Source organism: Ferrimonas sp., from assembly GCF_048263965.1.
Classification (GTDB): Bacteria; Pseudomonadota; Gammaproteobacteria; order Enterobacterales; family Shewanellaceae; genus Ferrimonas.
Genome location: NZ_JBLXDO010000014.1, coordinates 71388 through 93227 on the forward strand (window position 1 = coordinate 71388; position 21840 = coordinate 93227).

General features: G+C 60.3%; 22 protein-coding genes. 18 read left to right on the forward strand and 4 right to left on the reverse strand.

All coding sequences use genetic code 11. The features are described 5' to 3' along the window. Positions 1-36: 36 nt before the first annotated feature. Genes greB through ACN0RV_RS13205 form a run of 4 tightly spaced genes read left to right on the forward strand, consistent with a single transcriptional unit; the run spans position 37 to position 3355 of the window. Positions 37-519 (forward strand): transcription elongation factor GreB, encoded by a 483-nt coding sequence (gene greB, locus ACN0RV_RS13190; protein ID WP_417348150.1) that lies wholly within the window; start codon positions 37-39, stop codon positions 517-519. Positions 520-530: 11 nt separating this feature from the next. Continuing rightward, positions 531-1256 (forward strand): two-component system response regulator OmpR, encoded by a 726-nt coding sequence (gene ompR / locus ACN0RV_RS13195; protein ID WP_417348151.1) that lies wholly within the window; start codon positions 531-533, stop codon positions 1254-1256. Next, on the forward strand, positions 1257-2561 hold the full coding sequence (gene envZ / locus ACN0RV_RS13200) for a two-component system sensor histidine kinase EnvZ (protein ID WP_417348153.1): 1305 nt from the start codon (positions 1257-1259) through the stop codon (positions 2559-2561). Further along, positions 2543-3355 carry a hypothetical protein gene (locus ACN0RV_RS13205; RefSeq protein ID WP_417348155.1) on the forward strand — a complete coding sequence of 271 codons (813 nt, stop codon included), beginning with the start codon at positions 2543-2545 and terminating at the stop codon, positions 3353-3355. The genes envZ and ACN0RV_RS13205 overlap by 19 nt, the downstream gene beginning before the upstream one ends. 61 nt (positions 3356-3416) lie before the next feature. Here ACN0RV_RS13205 and ACN0RV_RS13210 read toward each other — a convergent pair whose 3' ends face one another. The 4 genes from ACN0RV_RS13210 to hslR form a co-directional block, all read right to left on the reverse strand. Beyond that, positions 3417-5210: a S8 family peptidase gene (locus ACN0RV_RS13210; protein WP_417348157.1), complete on the reverse strand. Its 1794-nt coding sequence runs from the start codon at positions 5208-5210 to the stop codon at positions 3417-3419. Positions 5211-5604: 394 nt separating this feature from the next. Next, complete coding sequence (locus ACN0RV_RS13215) at positions 5605-7146, reverse strand: phosphoenolpyruvate carboxykinase (RefSeq protein WP_417348159.1); 1542 nt, start codon at positions 7144-7146, stop codon at positions 5605-5607. A 192-nt stretch (positions 7147-7338) separates the two neighbouring features. Further along, positions 7339-8199, reverse strand: coding sequence for an Hsp33 family molecular chaperone HslO (hslO, locus tag ACN0RV_RS13220; RefSeq protein WP_417348160.1), 861 nt, complete (start codon positions 8197-8199; stop codon positions 7339-7341). Positions 8200-8213: 14 nt separating this feature from the next. Beyond that, entirely contained in the window at positions 8214-8618 is a 405-nt protein-coding gene (gene hslR / locus ACN0RV_RS13225; RefSeq protein ID WP_417348162.1) for a ribosome-associated heat shock protein Hsp15, read from the reverse strand. A gap of 253 nt (positions 8619-8871) precedes the next feature. Between hslR and gspC the strand changes: the two genes are divergently transcribed. The 14 genes from gspC to cysQ all read left to right on the forward strand — a co-directional run bounded on the left by gspC (position 8872) and on the right by cysQ (position 21830). Beyond that, positions 8872-9798, forward strand: coding sequence for a type II secretion system protein GspC (gene gspC / locus ACN0RV_RS13230; protein ID WP_417348164.1), 927 nt, complete (start codon positions 8872-8874; stop codon positions 9796-9798). 20 nt (positions 9799-9818) lie between these two features. Continuing rightward, complete coding sequence (gene gspD, locus ACN0RV_RS13235) at positions 9819-11963, forward strand: type II secretion system secretin GspD (protein ID WP_417348166.1); 2145 nt, start codon at positions 9819-9821, stop codon at positions 11961-11963. Between the two features lie 3 nt (positions 11964-11966). Then, complete coding sequence (gspE, locus tag ACN0RV_RS13240) at positions 11967-13514, forward strand: type II secretion system ATPase GspE (RefSeq protein WP_417348167.1); 1548 nt, start codon at positions 11967-11969, stop codon at positions 13512-13514. A gap of 3 nt (positions 13515-13517) precedes the next feature. Beyond that, positions 13518-14741 (forward strand): type II secretion system inner membrane protein GspF, encoded by a 1224-nt coding sequence (gene gspF / locus ACN0RV_RS13245; protein WP_417348168.1) that lies wholly within the window; start codon positions 13518-13520, stop codon positions 14739-14741. Positions 14742-14762: 21 nt separating this feature from the next. Further along, the gene (gene gspG, locus ACN0RV_RS13250; RefSeq protein ID WP_417348169.1) at positions 14763-15200 is read left to right on the forward strand and encodes a type II secretion system major pseudopilin GspG; all 438 of its coding nucleotides are present in this window, start codon (positions 14763-14765) and stop codon (positions 15198-15200) included. Then, positions 15200-15784: a type II secretion system minor pseudopilin GspH gene (gspH, locus tag ACN0RV_RS13255; RefSeq protein ID WP_417348171.1), complete on the forward strand. Its 585-nt coding sequence runs from the start codon at positions 15200-15202 to the stop codon at positions 15782-15784. The genes gspG and gspH overlap by 1 nt, the downstream gene beginning before the upstream one ends. Further along, positions 15781-16149 (forward strand): type II secretion system minor pseudopilin GspI, encoded by a 369-nt coding sequence (gspI, locus tag ACN0RV_RS13260; protein ID WP_417348172.1) that lies wholly within the window; start codon positions 15781-15783, stop codon positions 16147-16149. Before gspH ends, gspI begins: the two co-directional genes overlap by 4 nt. Beyond that, the gene (gene gspJ / locus ACN0RV_RS13265; RefSeq protein ID WP_417348174.1) at positions 16130-16909 is read left to right on the forward strand and encodes a type II secretion system minor pseudopilin GspJ; all 780 of its coding nucleotides are present in this window, start codon (positions 16130-16132) and stop codon (positions 16907-16909) included. Before gspI ends, gspJ begins: the two co-directional genes overlap by 20 nt. Continuing rightward, positions 16909-17904 carry a type II secretion system minor pseudopilin GspK gene (gene gspK, locus ACN0RV_RS13270; protein WP_417348176.1) on the forward strand — a complete coding sequence of 332 codons (996 nt, stop codon included), beginning with the start codon at positions 16909-16911 and terminating at the stop codon, positions 17902-17904. Before gspJ ends, gspK begins: the two co-directional genes overlap by 1 nt. Next, entirely contained in the window at positions 17901-19097 is a 1197-nt protein-coding gene (gspL, locus tag ACN0RV_RS13275) for a type II secretion system protein GspL (RefSeq protein ID WP_417348178.1), read from the forward strand. Before gspK ends, gspL begins: the two co-directional genes overlap by 4 nt. Then, complete coding sequence (gspM, locus tag ACN0RV_RS13280; protein WP_417348180.1) at positions 19097-19576, forward strand: type II secretion system protein GspM; 480 nt, start codon at positions 19097-19099, stop codon at positions 19574-19576. The genes gspL and gspM overlap by 1 nt, the downstream gene beginning before the upstream one ends. 1 nt (position 19577) lies before the next feature. Next, on the forward strand, positions 19578-20333 hold the full coding sequence (locus tag ACN0RV_RS13285; RefSeq protein ID WP_417348181.1) for a type II secretion system protein N: 756 nt from the start codon (positions 19578-19580) through the stop codon (positions 20331-20333). A gap of 104 nt (positions 20334-20437) precedes the next feature. Further along, positions 20438-20989, forward strand: coding sequence for an ADP compounds hydrolase NudE (nudE, locus tag ACN0RV_RS13290; protein WP_417348183.1), 552 nt, complete (start codon positions 20438-20440; stop codon positions 20987-20989). A gap of 25 nt (positions 20990-21014) precedes the next feature. Continuing rightward, positions 21015-21830, forward strand: a complete 816-nt coding sequence (gene cysQ, locus ACN0RV_RS13295; protein ID WP_417348185.1) for a 3'(2'),5'-bisphosphate nucleotidase CysQ — start codon at positions 21015-21017, stop codon at positions 21828-21830. The last annotated feature ends 10 nt before the right edge of the window (positions 21831-21840 follow it).

Sequence of the window (21840 nt, forward strand, 5' to 3'; positions counted from 1 at the left end):
CCTTCCCGGTTTTACCCACAACACCTTAGCGACTGAATGAAAAAAGCCAATCTTATTACCCGAGAGGGGTGGAACACCCTGGAACAGGAACTGAAGTACCTCTGGAAGGAGGAGCGTCCGCGGGTGACCCTGGCGGTGCAGGAGGCGGCGGCCCTGGGGGACCGCTCCGAAAACGCCGAATACATCTACGGCAAGAAGCGACTGAGGGAGATCGACCGCCGAGTGCGCTTCCTCTCCAAACGGATGGAGCAGTTGCGCATCGTCGAGCCGGATCCCCGCCAGGAGGGCAAGGTGTACTTCGGGGCCTGGGTGGTCCTGGAGGCGGAAGAGGGCGGCCTGAGTACCTACAGGCTGGTTGGCCCGGATGAATTCAATGTCAGTGAGGGAAAAGTCAGTATCGACTCCCCCCTGGCGAGGGCCCTGCTGGGCAAAGAGGTGGACGACGAGGTAATTGTTCGTACGCCCGAAGGCGAGCAGGTCTACTATATCAATGAGATACGCTATAAGGCAGCGGAATAAGGGAGAGGCAGATGACTCAGGAAACCTCAAAGGTTCTGGTGGTAGATGACGACCTCAGGCTCAGGGGCCTGATTGAACGTTACCTAGGTGAGCAGGGCTACCAGGTGCGGGCGGCCGCCAATGCCGAGCAGATGGATCGATTGCTGGAGCGGGAGAACTTTCACCTGCTGGTGCTGGACCTAATGCTGCCCGGAGAGGATGGTCTGAGTATCTGCCGCCGTCTGCGCCAGTCCAACAATGAGATCCCCATAGTGATGCTCACCGCCAAGGGGGATGAGGTGGACAGGATCATCGGCCTGGAACTGGGCGCCGATGACTATCTGCCCAAGCCGTTCAATCCCCGCGAATTGCTGGCCCGCATCAAGGCGGTGCTGCGACGCCGCCCCGGTGAGGTCCCCGGCGCCCCCTCCCTCAAGGAGCAGGAGGTGGCCTTTGGCGAGTACCGCCTCAATCTAGCCACCCGGGAGATGTTCAAGGGGGATGAACCCATCTCCCTCACCTCCGGTGAGTTTGCCGTACTCAAGGTGCTGGTTTCCCACCCCAGGGAGCCCATGAGCCGGGATAAGCTGATGAACCAGGCCCGTGGCCGGGACTACAGTGCCCTGGAGCGCTCCATCGATGTGCAGGTGTCGCGCCTGCGCCGCCTGATCGAGGAGGATCCCAGTAACCCCAGGTACATTCAGACCGTCTGGGGCCTGGGCTACGTCTTCGTCCCCGACGGCAGCTCAGCCAAGTAGATGGTGTCCAGACTGCTGCCCCGCAGCAACTTCGGCCAGACCGTTCTGCTGATCGGCTGCCTGTTGCTGATCAACCAGCTGGTGTCCTACATCTCCATGGACATCTATGTGGTGCGTCCCTCCACCCAGCAGATCAACCAGCTGCTCTCCCGCCAGGTTGAGCTGTTGTTCCGCGATCTGGAGCTGGACCGCACCAAGCTGACCGTGGTGGACGCCTTGAGAGACAAGCTGGCGGACGACAACTACATGGAGGTGTTTACCCTCCCTGAGGCCCGCCAGAATGGCTTGAGGGAAGCGCGGCTCTACTACGTGTTGTCGGATCAGATGTCCCAGTACCTGGGCGGCGAAGCCGAGGTGCGCATCTCCTTCGGTGAGCAGTACCTGATCTGGATTCGCCCTCCTCAGGCACCTACGGTGTGGCTGAGGGTGCCTCTGACCGGCTTCGATGAGTCGGTGATCTCCCCCCTGACCGTCTACCTGATGGTGATCGGCGCCCTGTCAGTGGCCGGAGGCTGGTGGTTTGCCCGTCAACAGAGTCGGCCCCTGAGGCGCCTGCAGCGGGCGGCCCTGGCGGTTTCCCGCGGTAAGTTTCCCGATCCCCTGCCACTGAAGGGGCCCGCGGAGGTGGTGGCGGTAACCCAGGCGTTCAACCAGATGTCCCGCTCCATGAAGCAGCTGGAGACCGACCGGCAATTGCTGCTGGCCGGGGTGTCCCATGATCTGCGTACCCCCCTGACCCGAATCCGTCTGGCCAGTGAGATGATGAGCGACCAGGACAGCTTCCTGAAAGAGGGGATAGAGCATGACATCGATGATATGAACAACATCATCGATCAGTTTATTGAGTTTGTCCGCGGCAGCCCGGCGGAGGAGCACAGCCGAATCAGCCTGGATGATCTGTTGCAGGAGGCGGCCCAGCAGGAGAGTCTTCGCCACACCAAGGTGGAGCTGAGTCTGGGCAAGGTGCCGCCGGTTGCCATGCCGGTGATCGCCATCAAGCGGGTGCTGGCCAACCTGATTGAGAACGGTGTGCGCTACGGCGGGGGCGATCTCAAGCTGAGTTCCGGCTTCGATGGCCGCTGGGTGTGGTTCGCCGTGTCCGACAATGGGCCGGGTATCCCCCCCAAACAGATTGAATCTTTATTTGAACCCTTCACCCAGGGGGATGTGGCTCGAGGATCTGTAGGCTCCGGCCTGGGCCTGGCCATCGTCAAACGAGTGGTGGACAGTGAAGGTGGCCGGGTTGAGCTGGCCAACCGCAGTCATGGAGGCTTACGAGCAACCGTATGGTTACCCCGATCCTGATGTTGGCCGCTGCCCTGGCGGCCCCCATGGAACCTTTGCCTGCCCTGATGGAGGAGATCTCCGGCCTGGCCTTTGATGGTCAGCACCTGTGGGCCCACAACGACAGTGGCGATGGGCCCAGGATCTACCGGTTTGACGGCCAGGGACGTTACCTGGGACGGGTGGGATTTCACGGCGCCGATGCCCGGGACTGGGAGGATATGACCAGTGATGGCGAGCACCTGTTCGTGGCCGATTGCGGCAACAACAGGGGCAATCGCCGGGATCTGACCATCTACCGCACCCCAGTCCCCGCAGAGGAGGGCAGCAAGGTCAGCGCGGTGCCCATTCGCTTCTCCTTTGCCGAACAGAAGGATTTCAGCCGCAAAGGCTACATTCACAACTTTGACTGTGAGGCGATCGCCGCGACTGACAGCGCTCTTTGGGTGTTTTCCAAGAACTGGGGAGATGGTCAGAGTCGGGTATACCGTCTGCCCAAAGAGCCGGGTGAGTACACCCCGGAAGCGGTGCAGACTCTGGCGGTCCACGGCCAGATTACCGCGGCGGATTGGCAGCCTGACACCGGCCGCATCGCCCTGCTGGGGTACCGTGGTGGTCTGGCGTTTCGTCCCTTTATCTGGATCGCTCAGATGGACGAGAGCGGAGTGGACTGGGACACGGCCAAAAGCTACACCCCCCTTGAGGATGGTCAGTGGGAAGCGTTGACCTGGGTCTCTCCCACCACCTTGCTGCTGGGCAAGGAGTCCAGTGACGTCAGCGACCATGGCTGGCAGCTGTGGCAGCCGCCGCTGTAGAGGACACCGCAACAAAAAAGAGGACTCCCCAGGGAGTCCTCTTTCGTTTCCAGCGTCGATATTACTCGTAGCTGATGTTCAGGGTAACGCCGGAGAAGGCGCGGTAGGCGCGAATGCCCACATACCAGGTGCCGGCGCTGGGGTTGGGCTCAACGCAGCTCTCGTTGTTGCCGGACTCATAGGGGCGGCAGTTGTAGGAGCGGGTCGTCGGTTGGGCGCCGAAGCGGGTGTAGAGGTCTGCGTCACCGCTGCCGCCGCTGATGGTGACGGTGAAGTTGGTGGCACCGGCAGGCACCTCCACTTCGTACATCAGCCAGTCACGACGGGAGGCGGACAGGTTGTCGAAGGTCCAGCTGCTGCCTTCACCGTTGCCGTCACCACCCCCGGTGTCTCCGCCAGCAGCGGCGGCCACCGCGGCTGCAGCATCGACCAGGCCAACACCACAGTTGGAGCAGCTGTCGGCACGGGCGGTGGACTTGAGGATGCCCTCTGCCTTGTCGGGGTCCATGGAGGGATCCGCTTCATACATCAGGGCAACCAGGCCGGCCACGTGAGGGGCAGCCATGGAGGTGCCCTGCAGGTAGTCGTAGTTGTCGGAGGCGGGAGCCAGGCTGCCGCTGTTGTGGGTGGAGAGGATGCCGTTGGCGTCGCCGGCAAAACTCATGGCACCACCGGGGGCTGACACGTCGATGGCGCTGCCGTAGTTGGAGTAGTAGGCACGGGTTGCGTCGCGACCCAGGGCGGCCACGTTCACCACGCCGTCACAGTTGCCCGGGTTGAAGTTGGCGGCATTCTGATTGGAGTTACCGGCGGCCACCACCACGGTCGCACCGTTGGAGCGAGCGGTGTTGATGGCGTTCTGTGTGGTGGAGGAGCAGCTGCCGCCACCACCCAGGCTCATGTTGATCACGTCGGCCGGGTTGGCATTGGCAGGTGCACCGGGCACGCTGCCGCCGGAGGCCCAGATGATGCCGTCGGCGATGTCAGAGGTGTAACCACCGCACTTACCCAGAACACGCACGGGAACGATCTTGGCGCCGTAGGCCACACCGGCCACGCCAGTGTTGTTGTTGGCCACCGCAGCCACGGTACCGGCGACGTGGGTGCCGTGCCAGGAGCTGCCCTGATCCTGCTCGGGGTAGCCGTTGCCGCACTCACCGGCCTGGACATGGTCACCGGGATCTGTGGCATCGCTGTCGCGGCCATCACCGTCTACGGAAACGAAGGTGTCGTTGATCATGTCGTAGCCAGGCAGGATATTGCCATTCAGATCGGCATGGGGGCGATAACCGGTATCCAGGACCGCGACCACGGTACCTGCACCGGTCACGCTGTCCCAGGCGGTGGGCAGGTTCATGCCGGCGGCAGACTCGAAGTAGTGCCACTGATCGCCGTAGCGGGGATCGTTGGGGGTGGCCATGGGGCGCAGCATCTGGTCCAGTTCGATGGAGTCGATGTTGCTGTCTGCGGCCAGCATGGTTTCCATCACCTGCTTGGCTTCCTGTTTACTCATGGCGCCCTTCATGGCAAACACATGGTGCTTGGCCAGGGCCATGCTGCGAACGAAGCGCATATCATTGCCCAGTTGGGCGGCCATGGAGCGGGCCTTCTCTTTCATCAGGCTGGTCTGGTTGCCGTTGTCCATGAAGGAGAACAGAAAGGGCGCGTTGCTCTCTTGTTTGTAGCGAACGATAAATCGGGTCTGAGGCCCGGTTGCACTCTGATCTTCCAGCATCAGATTGAAGCTCTTGAATCCACCTTGTCCGGCAGGCTCCCAGGCCATGGCCGGAGCGGCGACGGCGGAGCCCAGGGCAACGCACAGCGCCAACTTGGTAAAGTCTTTTCCTTGAATCATTGTTATTTCCTAATTGTGATTGCTTTATTATCAACGCCTTCCATACGCTGACTTTGCTGAACCTATCACCACCGGAAATAACTCTCAATTGCTTTTCGCTTAAAAAGGCAACACCCAGTAACAATTACATTACATTCTTAACTTGTTTTTATCTTGGTTCCTGGGAAGGCATAAAGAGTCGCAATTTCACTAAGTTGGGGTTTGCAAAGGAAATTTTGGGCTTGGCTATTCCGGGTCGAAGAGCGGGTTTCCGCGTTTTTCCGTAGGAGATTGTCCAGGACGAATGTGCGTCGAAATAATTCACCGACCGGTGAATTATTTTTGGTTTGAATAGAAATGCAAAAGGGCCGCTAACATATTGGCGGCCCTTGTCTTTTTTGAAGCTGGCTCAGGTTTATCCCTGAGGCCCTGCCTGCCGTACTCCTTCGGAGACCTCGTACTTGCCGAAGTTCTCTTTGAACTCGGCGGCCAGTTTGGCGGCGTAGCGATCGTACTCCTGACCGTCTTTCCAGGTGTCTCTGGGGTTGAGCAGTTTGCTGTCGACGCCCGCGATGGCCAGGGGCACCTCCAGGTTCAGCTGGGGCAGGTGCCGAGTCTTGGCGTCGGCCAACTCACCGGAAACGATGGCATCGATGATGGCCCGGGTGGTGGGGATATCGAAACGCTGGCCAACGCCATAGGGGCCGCCGGTCCAGCCGGTATTCACCAGATACACCTTGGTATCGAAACTTTCGATGCGCTTCATCAGCAGCTCCGCGTAGACGCCGGCAGGGCGGGGGAAGAAGGGCGCGCCGAAGCAGGTGGAGAAGGTGGACTGAATGCCCGCGGCACTGCCCATCTCAGTGGAGCCCACTTTGGCGGTGTAGCCAGAGAGGAAGTGGTAGGCCGCCGCCTCCTTACTCAGGCAGGAGACCGGAGGCAGGACGCCGGACACATCGCAGGTGAGAAACACCACCGCATGGGGTTCGGCCCCCCGGTTGGCTTCGATGCGGCGGACAATGTGCTCCAGCGGGTAGGCGGCCCGGCTGTTCTGGGTCAGGCTGTCATCGTGGTAGTCCGGGGTGCGCTCTCCATTGAGCACCACATTCTCCAGCACGGTACCGAAGTGGATGGCGTTCCAGATCACCGGCTCATTCTTGGCGGACAGATCGATGCATTTGGCGTAGCAACCGCCCTCGACATTGAATACGCCGCCGGGAGCCCAGCCATGCTCATCGTCACCAATCAGGGCGCGCTTGGGATCGGCAGACAGGGTGGTCTTGCCGGTGCCGGACAGGCCGAAGAACAGGGTGGTGTCACCCATCTCTCCCACGTTGGCGGAGCAGTGCATCGGCAGTACGCCCTTGGCGGGAAGCAGGAAGTTCTGAACGGAGAACATCGACTTTTTCATCTCGCCGGCGTAGCGCATGCCCGCCAGCAGCACCTTGCGCTGGGCGAAGTTGATGATCACCGCCCCGTCGGAGTTGGTGCCATCCCGTTCGGGGACGCACTGGAAGCCGGGGGCGTTATAGATCTGCCATTCCGTCTTGTTGCCCTGGTTGTAGCGTTTGGGAACGATAAACAGGTTGCGGGCAAACAGCTGTTGCCAGGCGGTTTCTGTGGTCACCCGAACCGGCAGATAGTGCTCGGGGTCGGCGCCCACCTCCAATTCGGATTGGAAGCACTCCTTTTCAGCCAGGTAGGCTTCAACCTGGGACCACAGGGCATCAAATTGGTCGGCATCGAAGGGTTTGTTGATCTTTCCCCAGTCGATTTCGCTGGCGGTGGAGGGTTCTTTGACGATGAAGCGGTCGTTGGGGGAGCGGCCGGTGCGCTGACCGGTTTCGACGCAGAGGGCGCCGTTGTCGGCCAGGGTGCCTTCGCCACGGTCGAGGGCATGCTCGACCAGCTCGGCGGTGGAGAGGTTGCTCAGTACACGCATCCTGCATGTAGTCATACTGTTTTGACTCCTTGGCGTCGGGGCTCCTGCCGTCCGCCTGATTTCTATTTATAGAGGGGGTCTGTAGGGTGTGAACAGTTTGTGTTCAACGGGGGGAGTGTAGCGTCGATGGGGCAAAAAATCGATATTTGTGATGAAGATCAAAGGGCGGCACAGTGGCCGCCCTTATCTACTGATTGATGATGGCTATCAGTGACTCTGGCTGGAGCTGGCGGAGGAGCCGGCCCACAGGGCTTCCATGTCGATGCGGTCAAAGCGGTAACCGGCGCCGCAGTAGTCGCAGTTGATGGCGATCTGGCCCTGCTCCTCCAGTACGCTCTCCAGCTCCTCTTTGGGCAGAGTGGACAGGGCGGACAGGCTGCGTTCCCGGGAGCAGCCGCATTTGAAGCTGACCTCGGCAGGATCGAACAGGCGCACCTTCTCCTGGTGATAGAGGCGATGCAGCACCTCTTCCGCGTCCAGGGAGAACAGCTCTTCGGCCTTGATGGTGCCGGTCAGAGACTCCAGGTGCTCAAATTCCACCTCCTGCTCCTTGGCGCTCTCAGGCAGGATCTGCAGCAGCATGCCAGCGGCGTGCTGATTGTCGGCGTGCAGCCACAGGCGGGTCTTCAACTGTTCGGATTGGGCAAAGTACTGCTCCAGGCAACCCGCCAGGGTATCCTGGTCCAGGGCGACAATACCCTGATAACGCTCACCCTTATCCGGGGTGATGGTGATCACCAGGTGCCCCTGACCCACCAGCTGTTTCAGGTCGCCTTCGGGCGTGCCTTCCCAGCGGGCAATACCGCGCAGCTGTTGGTTGTGGTTGCCATTGATGGCCACCAGGTTGACGGGGCCGGTGCCCTGCAGCTGCACGGCGATCTCACCCTCGAACTTGAGGATGGCGGTCAGCAAAGAGGTGGCTGCCAGGGTCTCGCCCAACAGGCGGGCTACCGCATCGGGGTACTCTTTGCCTGCCAGCATCTGCTGGTAGCTCTGTTCCAGTTGTACGATCTCGCCGCGCACATCGGCTTGGTCAAACAGGTAACGATATAACTTGTCTTGGCTCATGATGGTCTCTTTGCTTACTGCTGCTTCAGCTTCATGATCTGGCGGCGTTGTTTCTTGTCCGGCCGTGAGGAGGTGAGGGGTTGACCCGCAGCCTCGAGTCTCCGTGATGTGGAGGCGGCTTCGCGCTTTTTCAAGCTCTCTTCCGTTTCCTGATACATCTCTTGCGCCAGTGGGGCAGAGAGGCGCTTTTCAGACAGGCCCTGAATCACCACCTCCCGCTCATCATTGCCCTGCCACAGGGTGATGGTTCCGCCAATGGCAATCAGTCGACTCGGCTTGCATCTCTGACCGTTATAGTGGACCTTGCCGCCGCTGACCATCTCCTGAGCAAGAGGCCGGGTCTTGTAGAACCTTGCTGCCCACAACCACTTATCGATGCGGACTGAGGTCAATTCGGTATGAGATTGTTTTTTGGACATGATTCGATGTTCTACTATCTAAAGCGAGAGGTCGCGCGGACTATGAAGATCAAAAACTGGGGGAGCCTCACAGCGTGATGGGGCCGCCAAGGGTAGCATAACTAGCCAAATTTGACCATGACAGCCAGGCTACCACCGAGTATGGTTAAGGGTTGTTGCGCCCTTGGTGGTGGGTTAGCATGAACTTCACGAATTTTTTTATTATTTCTAACTCGATACGCTGCCGGCACTAAGAGTAAAGAGCACTGAATTTATGGATTATCTGCAGCAGGGACTCAATGGCCTTGCCAAACTGCCTCAAGCGGCCATCGCTCGCGTCCTGACTGTCCTGTTGGCGGTTTACGCCATCTATCTCGCGTCGCAGCTGACCTGGATGATGGTGCCCAAGGAGAGTGGCCCCCAGCAGGCCTGGCGTCCCCAGACCCAACAGGGTACCCAGACCCAGGGGCGGGACATGAGCCAGGTCCAGTCGTTGAATCTGTTCGGCAAGGCGGAGAAAACTCAGGCCACCAAGAAGCCTGTGGTGGAAACCAACCTGATCACCGACGCCCCCAAGACCACCCTGAGAATCTTGCTGACCGGCCTGGTGGCCAGTTCGGAGCAGGAGCGGGGGATTGCCATCATCGAAAGCGCTGGCAGCCAGGAAACCTACGGCATCGGCGACAAGATCAAAGGCACCTCAGCCAGCTTGCATGAGGTTTACGCGGATCGGGCCATCATCGTCAATCGCGGCCGTTACGAAACTGTGATGCTGGATGGCATTGAGTACAGCAAAACCATCACCGATGAAACGAAACGGTTAAAGCAGACTCCAACTGAACCACAACAGCAGGATCTGCGGGAAAACCAGGCCGTTTCCCGTCAGCTGGATGAAGCTCGCAGCGCATTGCTGAGCGATCCGGGCAAACTGACCGATTACCTCTCTATCAGTCCAGTGAAAACCCAGGAGGGGGGACTGAAGGGATATCGACTGAACCCAGGCAAAGACCGGGCTCTGTTTACCCAAGCCGGGCTGAAGGCCGGCGATCTCGCAGTGGCCATCAATGGCTACGACCTGACCCAGATGTCCGAGGCGATGCAGGTACTCGCTGAGTTGCCGGAGCTGACCGAAATGTCGGTGATGGTGGAGAGGGAAGGTCAACTTACGGAAATCATGTTTAGCCTGCCAAACCAAAACTGATCATGGCTATGGGGATGAGAATGAAGACACAAACACGCCGGATGCCCTGGATTCGCAACCGGATTGCCGCTGGCCTGATTGCCGGAGCGTCTGTACTGGCCATGGGAATGCCAGCGATGGCCGCCCAGTATGCCGCCAACTTCAAGGGCACCGACATCCAGGAGTTTATCAACATCGTTGGTAAGAACCTGCAGAAGACCATCATCGTCGACCCTACGGTGCGGGGTAAGATCAACGTCCGCAGCTATGACCTGCTCAATGACGATCAGTACTACCAGTTCTTCCTGTCGGTGCTTGAGGTCTATGGCTACGCCGTGGTGGAGATGGATGGCAATGTCATCAAGGTGGTGAAAGGCAAAGATGCCAAGAATGCCGCCATCCGGGTTGCCGATGAGAACAAGCCCGGTGCCGGTGACGAGATGGTGACCCGCATCGTTCCCCTGTACAACGTCGAGGCCAAGCAGTTGGCTCCTCTGCTGCGCCAGCTGAACGACAACAGTGACGGCGGCAACGTGGTGAACTACGACCCCTCCAACGTGCTGATGATCACCGGTCGCGCGGCGACGGTGAACAAGCTGGTGGAGATCGTCAAGCGGGTCGACCTGCAGGGTGACACCAAGGTTCAGGTGGTGAAACTTCAGTACGCCTCTGCGGCCGAGATGGTTCGCATCATCGACGCCCTGTACCGCAGTGGTGCCCAGCAGTCCACCGCGGCCGGCTCCGTGCCCAAGGTGGTGGCGGACGAGCGCACCAACTCCGTGGTGATCTCCGGTGACGAGAAGGCCCGTAAGCGCGCGGTGCAGCTGGTGCACTCCCTGGATCAGGATATGCGCAACTCCGGTAACACCCGGGTGTTCTACCTCAAGTATGCCCAGGCCGAGGAGCTGCAGGAGGTGTTGTCCGGTTTCGCCGAAAGCCTGGAGCAGGCCGAGGACGCCGCCAAGGGTGGCAGCCGGGGTAAGCCGAATCAGGGCATCACCATCATGGCCCACGCCGACTCCAACGCCCTGGTGATCAACGCCAAGCCGGATCAGATGCAGGAGATCGAGAGCGTTATCCGTCAGCTGGATATCCGCCGTGCCCAGGTCCTGGTTGAGGCGATCATCGTTGAGATCGCCGAGGGTGACGACATCAGCTTCGGCGTGCAGATGTACCACGAGTCCGGTGCCCTGACCCAGTTCAACAACGGCAACGGTGTGACCATCGGCGAGATCGCTGCCGGCCTGTGGGATGCCCAGGAGACTGAGGGCAGCAAGGTCTGTACCGGTGATACCTGTACCGAGAACCCGGACACTCCCGGAGACATCTCCACCCTGGCCGGTGCCCTGGCCAAGATCAACGGCATGGCCTGGGGTGTGCAGATGGGTGACTTCGGTGCCCTGCTGCAGGCGGTGGCGTCCGATTCCAACTCCAACGTACTGGCCACCCCAAGTATCACCACCCTGGACAACCAGGAAGCCAGCTTCATTGTGGGTGACGAAGTGCCGGTGATCACCGGTGCCGCCGCCAGTTCCGGCAACGACAACCCCTTCCAGACTGTGGATCGTAAAGAGGTGGGCATCAAGCTGACCGTCAAGCCCCAGATCAACGAAGGGGACGCGGTACAGATGGAGATCGTTCAGGAGACCTCCAACGTCAACGGCCGCACCTCGGTGGACGTCACCTTCGGCAAGCGTGAACTGAAGACCACGGTTCTGGCGGACTCCGGCGAGACCATTGTTCTGGGCGGCCTGCTCAACGAGGATGTTCAGGAGAGTGTCTCCAAGATCCCTCTGCTGGGTGACATCCCCTACCTGGGAGCCCTGTTCACCTCCACCTCCTCAAAGAAGACCAAGCGTAACCTGATGATCTTCATCAAGCCGACCATCATCCGTGATGGGGTGACCATGAACGGTCTGTCCGGTCGCAAGTACAACTACATCCGTGCCGCCCAGCTGGCTCAGGATGAGGAAGGTGTGGCCCTGATGCCCAACACCTCGGTGCCCGTGCTGCCCGAGTGGGTTCAGCCCAACAACCTGACCCCGGAAGCCCTGCAGATTCTGGAGAACTACCAGAAGGGCAATGATATGGAGACGCCCATCCGCGATGATTCCAGCTGGATGAACGATCAGATGGATCGTCTCAAGAAGGATAAGACCAACGGCGTTCCGCCGGTGGAGGAGTAATCCATGGCCGAAGTGACTCACACCGAGGCTCTGGAGCAGGCAGCTCAGGAAGCGGACCTGGAGGCGATGGAGGAGGAGCATCAAGGCCCCGAACATCGCCTGCCCTTCGCCTTTGCCCGGCGTTTCAGTCTGGTATTGAGCGATGCCGACAGCGGCGAGCTGGTGCTCAGCTACGGCCCCAATTGCCCGCCCAAGGCGTTGCTGGAAGCCCGTCGCCTGGCCGGTGGCCAGGTGAGCCTGCAACCCCTGGATCAGAGCACCTTCGACCTGAAACTGACCGAGGTGTATCAACAGGACAGCTCGGAAGCTCAGCAGCTGATGGAAGACATCGGCAAGGACGATGACCTGACCTCTTTGGCGGATGAACTGCCGGAGACAGAAGATCTTCTGGATGCAGAGGATGATGCCCCCATCATCCGCCTGATCAACGCCCTGTTGTCCGAGGCGATCAAGGTGGGGGCCTCGGATATCCACGTGGAAACCTATGAGCGAGAGCTGGTAGTGCGTTTCCGGGTGGATGGGGTGCTGCGCGAAGTGCTCAAGCAGCAGCGTAAGATCAGCTCCCTGCTGGTATCCCGTATCAAGGTAATGGCCCGTCTGGATATCGCCGAGAAGCGGGTCCCCCAGGATGGCCGTATCTCCCTGCGCATCGGTGGCCGAGCCGTGGATGTGCGGGTGTCCACCATGCCAGGCTCCCGTGGTGAACGGGTGGTGCTGCGTCTGCTGGATAAGAACCAGGCGATGCTCAACCTGCGTCAACTGGGAATGAGCGCCTCCATCCGAAAAGAGTTCGATGCCCTGATCCGCAAGCCCCACGGCATTTTGCTGGTGACCGGCCCCACAGGTTCAGGTAAATCCACCACCCTGTACGCTGGCCTGACCGAGATCAACAGCCGCGACCGCAATATCCTGACCGTTGAAGACCCCATCGAATATGAGATTGAAGGCATAGGTCAGACCCAGGTCAACACCAAGGTGGACATGACCTTTGCCCGGGGTTTGCGTGCCATCCTGCGTCAGGATCCCGATGTGGTGATGGTGGGTGAGATTCGAGATCTGGAGACCGGCTCCATTGCGGTTCAGGCCTCCCTGACCGGTCACCTGGTGCTCTCCACTCTGCACACCAATACCGCAGCCGGTGCCATCACCCGTTTGCAGGACATGGGGGTGGAACCCTTCCTGGTCTCCTCCTCCCTGCTTGGGGTGCTGGCCCAGCGCCTGGTACGAACCCTGTGTGACGAGTGCAAGATCCCCCACCAGACCGACGCCCGTGAGATGGAGCTGCTGGGCCTGTCCCAGCCTGTGACCATCTACCGAGCCTGTGGGTGTGACGCCTGTAACCACAGTGGCTATCGTGGCCGAACCGGCATCCATGAGCTGCTGGTGGTGGACGATCAGATCCGCGAACTGATTCACGGTGGCAGGGGCGAGCTGGCCATTGAGAAGTATGTGCGCCACAACGTACCCTCCATTCGTGCCGATGGCTGTGGCAAGGTTCTGGAAGGTCGCACCACCCTGGAGGAAGTGCTCCGGGTGACCCGGGAGGAGTAATCCATGGCGGCCTTCGAATACAAAGCGCTCAACAGCAAGGGGCGTCAGGTCAAGGGGGTGATCGAAGCGGACACCCCCCGCCAGGCCCGCAGCCTGCTTCGGGAGAAGCAGCTGGTGCCCCTGGATCTCCAGGAGGCGGCAGCCCAGGAGAAGCGCAGTGACAGTCAGGGGTTCTCCCTGTCTCTGTTCAAACCCAGAATCTCCACCACAGAGTTGGCGTTGCTGACCCGCCAGCTGGCCACCCTGGTGGCCGGCGGCCTGCCCATCGAGGAAGCCCTCAAGGCGGTGGCGGAGCAGAGCGAGAAGCCCCGCACCAAGGGTATGGTGATGGCGGTACGCTCCAAAGTGGTGGAGGGTTACTCCCTGGCAGAGTCCATGAAGGAGTTTCCCCACATCTTCGATGAACTCTATGTGGCCATGGTGGCCTCAGGGGAGAAATCGGGCCACCTCGAGGTGGTGCTGGAGCGACTGGCGGACTACAAGGAGCGTCAGCAGGAGCTGAACTCCAAGCTGATCCAGGCGATGGTCTACCCCATCATCCTGACGCTGGTGGCCATAGGCGTGGTCTCCTTCCTGCTGGTGGCCGTGGTGCCCCAGGTGGTGGATCAGTTCAGCTCCATGGGACAATCTCTGCCCTGGACCACCCAGTTTTTGATCGACGCATCGGAATTTTTGCAGGCCTGGGGTCTCTACATTGTAGGGGCTGTGGTTGTGGCTCTGGTGCTGTTCAAGCAGGCTCAGCGCAACCGTGAGTTTAAGCTGAAGTGGCACAACTCGGTGCTGCACATGCCGGTGATCGGCAAGGTGGCCCGTGGGCTGAATACCGCCCGCTTTGCCCGCACCCTGAGCACCCTCTCCTCCTCCGGGGTTCCCCTGCTGGAGGCGATGGGGATCGCCTCGGACGTGCTGCTGAACCTGCGGGTTCGGGAGGCGGTGGCGGAAGCCACCACCAAGGTACGTGAGGGGGCCAGCTTAAGGGCGTCCCTGCAGCATACCGGCCTGTTTCCGCCAATGATGCTGCACATGATCGCCTCCGGCGAAAAGTCCGGAGAACTGGACAACATGCTGTCTCGGGCGGCGGACAACCAGGATCGTGAGTTTGAGACCCTGGTCAGCGTGGCCATGGCGGTGTTGCAACCGCTGATCGTGGTGACCATGGCCGGCGTGGTGCTCTTTATTGTTGTCGCCATCATGCAGCCCATGATGGCAATGAATACCTTTATCTGATAACGCCTTTTGAGGTTAGACATGAGTAAAAAACATAACCGCCAGCGCGGCTTTACCCTGTTGGAAGTGATGGTGGTACTGGTGATCATCGGCATTATGGCCTCCCTGATCGCCCCCAACCTGATGGGTTCCAAAGACAAGGCGGATATCCAGAAAGCGGTGGCGGACATCGTGACTCTGGAGGGCGCCATGGACATGTATCGCCTGGACAACAACATCTACCCCACCACTGAGCAGGGGGTGGTCGCCCTGGTGAACCGTCCCAACTACTCCCCCGAGCCTCGCAACTACCGTGAGGGCGGCTACATCAAGCGTCTGCCACAGGACCCCTGGGGTAACGACTATGTGCTGCTGAGCCCGGGCGAAAAGGGCCGTTACGATCTCTGTTCTTCCGGTCCCGACTTCCAGCTGGGCACCGATGATGACATCTGTAACTGGAACCTGACGGAATACCAGTAATGATGAAACGGGCGCGGCGCCAGGCAGGATTTACCCTGCTGGAGATCATGCTGGTGCTGTTGCTTATCGGGGTGGCGGCGATGTCGGTCACCCTGACGGTGGGGGGCGACCCCCGCCAGGAGACCCTGGACAAGGCGGCCAATGAGTTTGCCGCCGTGGTGTCCATGGCTCTGGAGGAGTCGGTGATCTCCGGCCAGGAGCTGGGGCTGGTGGTGGAGGATGACCACTACCTGTTTACCCGATTCAACCTGGATAAGAATGACTGGGAGCTGCTGGTGGGGGACCGACTCTACCGGGAGCGCCGCATGCCTGAGGGCGTGATTCTGACTCTGTCTGTGGAGGGGATGCCCCTGAAGCAGTCAGACGAAGATGAGGAGAGCGAGTTTGGTCTGGACCGCTCCCTGTTTGAGAAGAGTGATGAGGAGAAGCGCAAGACGCCGGAGCCTCAGCTGATCCTGCTTCCCTCCGGGGAGATCACCCCTTTTACCCTGCAGTTTCAAGAGGTCAGCGCCCGCCCAACCCTGGTGATTGAGCTGGAAGGCAACGCCATAGGCGACATCCGCCGCACCGGGGAGGAGTCATGAGGCAGCGCGGCTTTACCCTGCTGGAGGTGATGGTGGCCCTGGCGGTGTTTGCTTTGGCCGCCGTGGCCGTGGTCAATAGCGCCGGTGAGCAGCTCAGTGCCGTGCCTATCCTGCGAGAGAAGACCTTTGCGGACTATGTGGCCCATAACCGCCTGGTGGACGCCCGGCTGGAATCGGAGTTCCCCGAACTGGGCAACAGCAAGAAGGGCCGGGTTGAGCTGGCCGGACGCCAGTGGCACTGGCGTCAGGAAGTGGTGAAAACCAGTGACGCCGAATTTCGCGCCATCCGGGTCAAGGTGAGCCTGGATGACGATTTTGACAATGTAATCAGTGAGGTAACCACCTATGTGGCCAAACCGGACTAAGGCGTCTGGCTTTACCTTGCTGGAGATGATGCTGGCGATGGCGATCTTCGCCCTCTTGGGGGTGGCCACCGCCGCGGTGCTTTCCAACATATTGAACATCAGTGAGACCAGCGAGACTCACCATCTGCGCCTGAAACAGGTGCAGCGGGCGATGTCGATGATGGAGCGGGATTTCAGTCAGCTGGTGATGCGGCCTGTGCGGGGCGCGGGCAGCAAACCCAGTGACTCCAACTATCAGTTTGGCGATGGCTGGCTGGACTCGGACGCCGACGGCATCAGTTTTTTCCGCCTGGGGTGGCTCAATCCCAGGGGACAGCTGCCGCGGGGAAGCCTGCAGCAGGTGGGCTACCGGATACAGAAGAATGAGCTGCAGCGGCTGCACCATATCTACCCGGATCCCGTGGTGGATACCGATCCCGAGGAGCTGATGTTGCTGGACAGGGTGCTGGACTTCAAACTGGCCTTCTATGTGGACGGCAAGTGGCAAACCAAGCTGGAGGGCAGCCCCCTGGCCCGCGCGGTGTCGGTGAAACTGGAGCTGGAAGATTTCGGTGAGGTCGAACGCCGTTTCCTGCTGCCCGATGGCGTGGGCAGCGCCAAGCCAGAGGCTGACGACGGTAATGGCTCGGGCAATAACGGTGGCAACAACGGCGGCAATAACGGTAATAACGGTAATAGCGGCAACAGCGGCAACAGCGGCAGCGGCGGTAACAATGGCACCGGTGGTGTCGAAGGCGGCACGCCTCAGGAGGGCAACTGATGGCCTCCAGACAGAAAGGGGTGGCCCTGCTGACGGTACTGTTGGTGTTGGCGGTGATGACCACCATCGCCGCCAGCTTCAATGAGCGCAGTCGCCTGGCGGTGAGGCGCACCGTCAACCACCACCAGATGACCCAGGCCTACTGGTTTGCCCTGTCGGTGGAGGAGCTGGCCAAGCGTGCCCTGAAGCAGGATATGGAAGATGCCGACGGTACGGTGCACCTTCAGCAGTATTGGGCCACCACAGATGTCATCTACCCGGTAGAGGGCGGTCAGCTGATTGGTCATATCGATGATATGCGCAGCTGCTTCAACCTTAATGCCCTGGGGCAGGAGCTGACCCAGGCTGAAAAAAACGAGAACCCCAACCAGAAGCCGCTGGTGCAGAAACAGTTCCAGGCGTTGCTGGAGGACCTGGGGATGGACCTCTATCTGGCGGAGATGGCCACCGAGAGGCTGCACGACTACATCGATGAAGATGACCGCGCCGAGGGCAGCTATGGCGCAGAAGATCCGGACTATGAGGCGCGGGAGGTACCCTACCGGGCCGCGAACCAGCCTCTGTGGCATCACAGCGAGATGCGGGCCGTGTTGGGGATCAGTCAGCCGATGTATGAGGTCCTCAAAGAGTATGTCTGCGTGATCCCGGGTGATACCACCCAGGTGGTGAACGTCAACACCGTCCCGGTAGAGCGGGCGTCCCTGCTGGTGGGGATGTTCGACGGCAAGTTGAGCCAGGGGCAGGTGGAAGATTTGATCGCCAACCGTCCGGCGGACGGCTGGGACGAGATTAATGATTTTTGGCAGGAGTCCCTGGTTCAGGGCGTGAAGCTGGACGACAAGGCCAAGAGCAGCTTTGTGGTAGACAGCAAGCATTTTCGCCTGCGTGCGGCGGCCAAGGTGGACAACACCTTGTTCCGGCTCGAAACAGTTTTACAGCGGTCGGGAGGCACCCGTTTTGTGGCGCTGACCCGACAGTATGGAGGCCAACAGTGAGCGAACGATTGGTGGTGCGTCTGGGCGAGAGAGCCGACACACCCATTAGCTGGATCACCTGGTCCGAAGAGCAGAAGAGTGTCATCAGTTCCGGGGTATTGCCCGGCGCAGAGGCCCTCTCCAGCCTGACGGAGCGGGCGGGCGGCCGACCCGTGGAGGTGCTGGTGGATTCCAGCGCCCTGACCCTGACTCAGGTGAATCTGCCTGCCAAGATGGCCCGCCAGGCACTGAAGGGGCTGCCCTTCATGCTGGAGGATGAACTGGCCCAGGAGGTGGATAAGCTGCACTTTGTCACCGGTCGCCGCGATGGCGATCAGTTGGCCGTGGCCGTGGTCAGCCATGAGCAGATGGGACTGTGGCGCCAGTGGTTGAAGGATGCCAACCTTCAGGCGGCGCGGATGGTGCCTGATGTACTGGCGCTGCCGCAGCCCGCGGGCTGCGACGGTGCCTTGGTGCAACTGGAAGCCCAGTGGCTGTGTCGCTTTGGCCTGGAAGGGTCCAGTGTTGATGCAGACTGGCTGCCCATCATCCTGGCCGACAAGGCGGAAGAGGGTGAGGTTAGCCTGGCGCATTTCTCTCCGGTGGACCTGATGCTGGAGGGGGTCCAGTGGCAGCCTCAGTCTCTGGAACTGCCGATGCAGGTTCTGGCTCAGGGGATGGCCCAGTCACGGTGCAATCTGCTCAGCGGAGTCTATGCCCCCAAGCGCGAGTTGGGCAAGGTGTGGAAGATCTGGGGCAAGGTCGCCATCATGGCTGGCATCGCCCTGGTATTGACCCTGGTGTACCAAGGGATGCAGTGGTATCAGATCGACACCAAGCGCCAGCAGGTTCGGGCCGAGTCCGACGCCATCTATAAGCGTCTGTTCCCCGGTGAGAGAGTCAATCCGGCCATTCACCCTGCTCAGCGTCTGGCCGGTAAGGTCCGCGGCCTGGGCGGCGGCGGAGGTCAGGGGGAACTGCTTTCCATGCTCAGCCAACTGCAGCCCGCCTTTGCGGCGATCCCTGAACTCAAGCCGGTGTCACTGCGCTACAACGCCGATCGTGGAGAACTGCGACTGCAGGTCCGGGCGGCCAATTTTGCCCAGTTTGAGCAGTTCCAGAAAGCCGCCGGCGGCCGCTTCCAGGTGGATACCGGTGCCATGAACAACGAGGAACAGGGGGTCAGTGGCGCCCTGACGGTGAAGGTGAAATGATGGATGCCCTGAAAGCCTGGTGGCACAAACTTAACCCCCGTGAACGACAGATGCTGACTCTGGCGGCCCCCTTCATCCTGATCGGTGGCTTCTACTGGCTTATCTGGCAGCCTCTGAGTGGCGCCGTGGCCAAAGCGGAGCAGGGCCTCAACAGCGAACTGAGCCGTCAGGCCAGCCTGAAGGCGGATGCCAATCGCTACCTGAGCCTGGGCCAGGGTGGTTCCGGCAACAACATGGCCACCGGCAGCCTCAGCCAACTGGCTACCGAGAGTGCCAAGCAGTTTGCCCTGAGCATTGATCGGATGCAGCCTCAGGGGGACAAACTGCAGGTCTGGCTGACCGAGAGCAGCTTCGAAGGGTTGCTCAACTGGCTGGCCTACCTGTCGGAGCAGGGGGTTCGGGTCGAGGCCGTGGACCTGGCTGCGGCGGACACCGCAGGTAGAGTGGAAGTAAGACGGTTACAGCTGATTAAGGGTTAAGATGCGTTATCTGAAGTTTGGTCTGGGTGCACTGGTACTCTACCTGGTGTTTCTGGCGGTGACCGTGCCGGTGTCTCTGGTGTGGCAATTTTCTCCCAAGCCGAAAGGTGTGCAGGTGTCTGGCCTGGAGGGCACCTTGTGGGCTGGCCGTGCTGACACCATGACGGTGGCAGGCCGCCGGCTGGAAAACCTCACCTGGGATCTGGATCCCTGGTGGGCATTGATTGGCGGCCAGGTGGAAGCCGTGGTGTCAGTCTCCGGTGATGTACAGGGTCGCGGGACAGTGCGTTATGGCTTCTCCGGCCTGGAGGTGGATGGGCTTCGCCTGGAGAGCCCAATCTCAGTGCTGGTGGGCAATCGTCGTCTGCCGTTTCGAACCAAGGTGGCCGGTGAGGTCAAGCTGAATCTGTTGCAAGGCAGTCAGGGCGAGCCCTGGTGTGACAGCCTCAACGGTCGCATTACGGTGCAGCAGCTGGATGTAAACAACCAGTTTGGCGCCTTCCCATTGGGCAACCTGGCAGGCACCCTCAGCTGCAGTCAGGGCAATCTGCAGCTGACCATGACCGAGCAGGACAACCGCATCGGTGTGGCGGGGACTGCCCTGCTCAAGGACAATATGCAGGTAGAGGTGAACGCCGGCATCAGGGCGACCGCCGATCAGCCGGACGCCATGGCCAAGTCTCTGGCATTTCTCGGTCAGCCAGATGGCAACGGTGTCTACCCACTTCGATACTCCGGACGCGTGCCGGGTTTCTGAATCGGAAAGGGGCGCTCAGGCGCCCCTTTTGTTTTGTGACCGATATCAAATCGGTGTGTGAATGTGTATTCTAGTTCCACTCCAGTCAGACTACTCAGGACCCTATGAGCTCGAAACAGAAACCCCAGATCCTTAACACTGAATTGGTGGCCAGCAGCCTGCTTTTCCGGGTGGAACAGGTCCACCTGCAGTTCAGTAATGGTGAGGAGCGGGTGTATGAGCGCATGCAGGGCGGCAACCGCGGTGCGGTCATGGTGGTGCCGATGTTGGACGAACACACCGTGCTGCTGGTGAAGGAGTACGCCGTAGGCACAGAGACCTACGAGCTGGGTTTCGTAAAGGGCCTGATCGACCCCGGCGAGAGTGCCGTCGAGGCGGCCAATCGGGAGCTTCAGGAGGAGGCGGGCTTTCGGGCTGACAGCCTGACTCACCTGATGGAGGTGGCCCTGGCACCCGGGTATTTTTCTAGCAAGATGCAGATCTTACTGGCGCAGGGACTGTCGCCCAGTAAGCTGGAAGGTGATGAGCCGGAGCCCCTGGAGTTGGTGCCCTGGCCCATTGAGGATCTGGATGGCCTGCTGGCTCGGCCCGACTTTAACGAGTCCAGAGCCATCAGCGCCTTGTTTTTGGCAAGGAAAGCGCTGAAACTTAATTGAAGTACGACCGCAGTAGGTAGAGGTTTTGGAAAGCATTAGCACCCTGTTGGAACCCGCCATAGAGATTGCCCGCCAGGCGGGGGAACGGATCCGCGAGATCTACGAAGAGGGCCAGTTTCAGGAGATCACCAAGTCCGACAACACCCCGGTGACCACGGCGGACCTGGCGGCTCACGATCTGATCGTTTCGGCACTGACCAGGTTGGCGCCGGAGATCCCCATCCTGTCCGAAGAGGACGCAGACATTCCCCTGGCAGACCGCCAGAATTGGCACAGGTACTGGCTCATCGATCCACTGGATGGGACTCAGGAGTTTATCGCCGGCAGCGGTGATTTCGCGGTGAACATCGCCCTGGTGGAGAACCACAAGCCGATCCTGGGGGTGGTGTATGCGCCCATCTCCCGGGCCTGCTACTTTGCGGTGGACGGCAAGGGGGCCTTTAAGCGTCAGGATGGTCGGGATACCCCCATCCACAGTCGGCAAGCCAGTGAGGCGGAGCAGGAGATGGTGATTGCGGTCAGCCGCCGCCAGCGACTGGATGCGGTGACCAAGCTGCTGGAGCCGGGTCGCAACTATCGCTTTGTTCCCTTTGGCAGCGCTTCGCTCAAGAGCTGCATGGTGGCCGAGGGTGAAGCGGATCTGTATCTGCGATTGGGGCCTACCGGTGAGTGGGATACCGGCGCCTCGCAATGCATCGTCGAACAGGCGGGCGGACGTATCCTGGATATCGAGCTGAACCCCCTCTCCTATAATGAGCGGGAGAGCCTGGAGAACCCCAACTATCTGGTATTGGGAGCGCCGGCTCTGCCCTGGCACCAGATTCTGCAGAACCCGCAATAAAAAACGGCCC

What these genes read in the sequence shown, in the direction of transcription:
- gspE (WP_417348167.1), top strand. Translation starts at nt 11,967, where the DNA reads ATGGCCGAAGTGACTCACACCGAGGCTCTGGAGCAGGCAGCTCAGGAA.
- envZ (WP_417348153.1), top strand. Translation starts at nt 1,257, where the DNA reads ATGGTGTCCAGACTGCTGCCCCGCAGCAACTTCGGCCAGACCGTTCTG.
- hslO (WP_417348160.1), bottom strand. Translation starts at nt 8,199, where the DNA reads ATGAGCCAAGACAAGTTATATCGTTACCTGTTTGACCAAGCCGATGTG.
- gspH (WP_417348171.1), top strand. Translation starts at nt 15,200, where the DNA reads ATGATGAAACGGGCGCGGCGCCAGGCAGGATTTACCCTGCTGGAGATC.
- gspJ (WP_417348174.1), top strand. Translation starts at nt 16,130, where the DNA reads ATGTGGCCAAACCGGACTAAGGCGTCTGGCTTTACCTTGCTGGAGATG.
- ACN0RV_RS13205 (WP_417348155.1), top strand. Translation starts at nt 2,543, where the DNA reads ATGGTTACCCCGATCCTGATGTTGGCCGCTGCCCTGGCGGCCCCCATG.
- gspK (WP_417348176.1), top strand. Translation starts at nt 16,909, where the DNA reads ATGGCCTCCAGACAGAAAGGGGTGGCCCTGCTGACGGTACTGTTGGTG.
- ompR (WP_417348151.1), top strand. Translation starts at nt 531, where the DNA reads ATGACTCAGGAAACCTCAAAGGTTCTGGTGGTAGATGACGACCTCAGG.
- greB (WP_417348150.1), top strand. Translation starts at nt 37, where the DNA reads ATGAAAAAAGCCAATCTTATTACCCGAGAGGGGTGGAACACCCTGGAA.
- ACN0RV_RS13210 (WP_417348157.1), bottom strand. Translation starts at nt 5,210, where the DNA reads ATGATTCAAGGAAAAGACTTTACCAAGTTGGCGCTGTGCGTTGCCCTG.
- gspF (WP_417348168.1), top strand. Translation starts at nt 13,518, where the DNA reads ATGGCGGCCTTCGAATACAAAGCGCTCAACAGCAAGGGGCGTCAGGTC.
- gspG (WP_417348169.1), top strand. Translation starts at nt 14,763, where the DNA reads ATGAGTAAAAAACATAACCGCCAGCGCGGCTTTACCCTGTTGGAAGTG.
- ACN0RV_RS13215 (WP_417348159.1), bottom strand. Translation starts at nt 7,146, where the DNA reads ATGACTACATGCAGGATGCGTGTACTGAGCAACCTCTCCACCGCCGAG.
- gspI (WP_417348172.1), top strand. Translation starts at nt 15,781, where the DNA reads ATGAGGCAGCGCGGCTTTACCCTGCTGGAGGTGATGGTGGCCCTGGCG.
- gspM (WP_417348180.1), top strand. Translation starts at nt 19,097, where the DNA reads ATGGATGCCCTGAAAGCCTGGTGGCACAAACTTAACCCCCGTGAACGA.
- ACN0RV_RS13285 (WP_417348181.1), top strand. Translation starts at nt 19,578, where the DNA reads ATGCGTTATCTGAAGTTTGGTCTGGGTGCACTGGTACTCTACCTGGTG.
- gspC (WP_417348164.1), top strand. Translation starts at nt 8,872, where the DNA reads ATGGATTATCTGCAGCAGGGACTCAATGGCCTTGCCAAACTGCCTCAA.
- gspD (WP_417348166.1), top strand. Translation starts at nt 9,819, where the DNA reads ATGAAGACACAAACACGCCGGATGCCCTGGATTCGCAACCGGATTGCC.
- hslR (WP_417348162.1), bottom strand. Translation starts at nt 8,618, where the DNA reads ATGTCCAAAAAACAATCTCATACCGAATTGACCTCAGTCCGCATCGAT.
- nudE (WP_417348183.1), top strand. Translation starts at nt 20,438, where the DNA reads ATGAGCTCGAAACAGAAACCCCAGATCCTTAACACTGAATTGGTGGCC.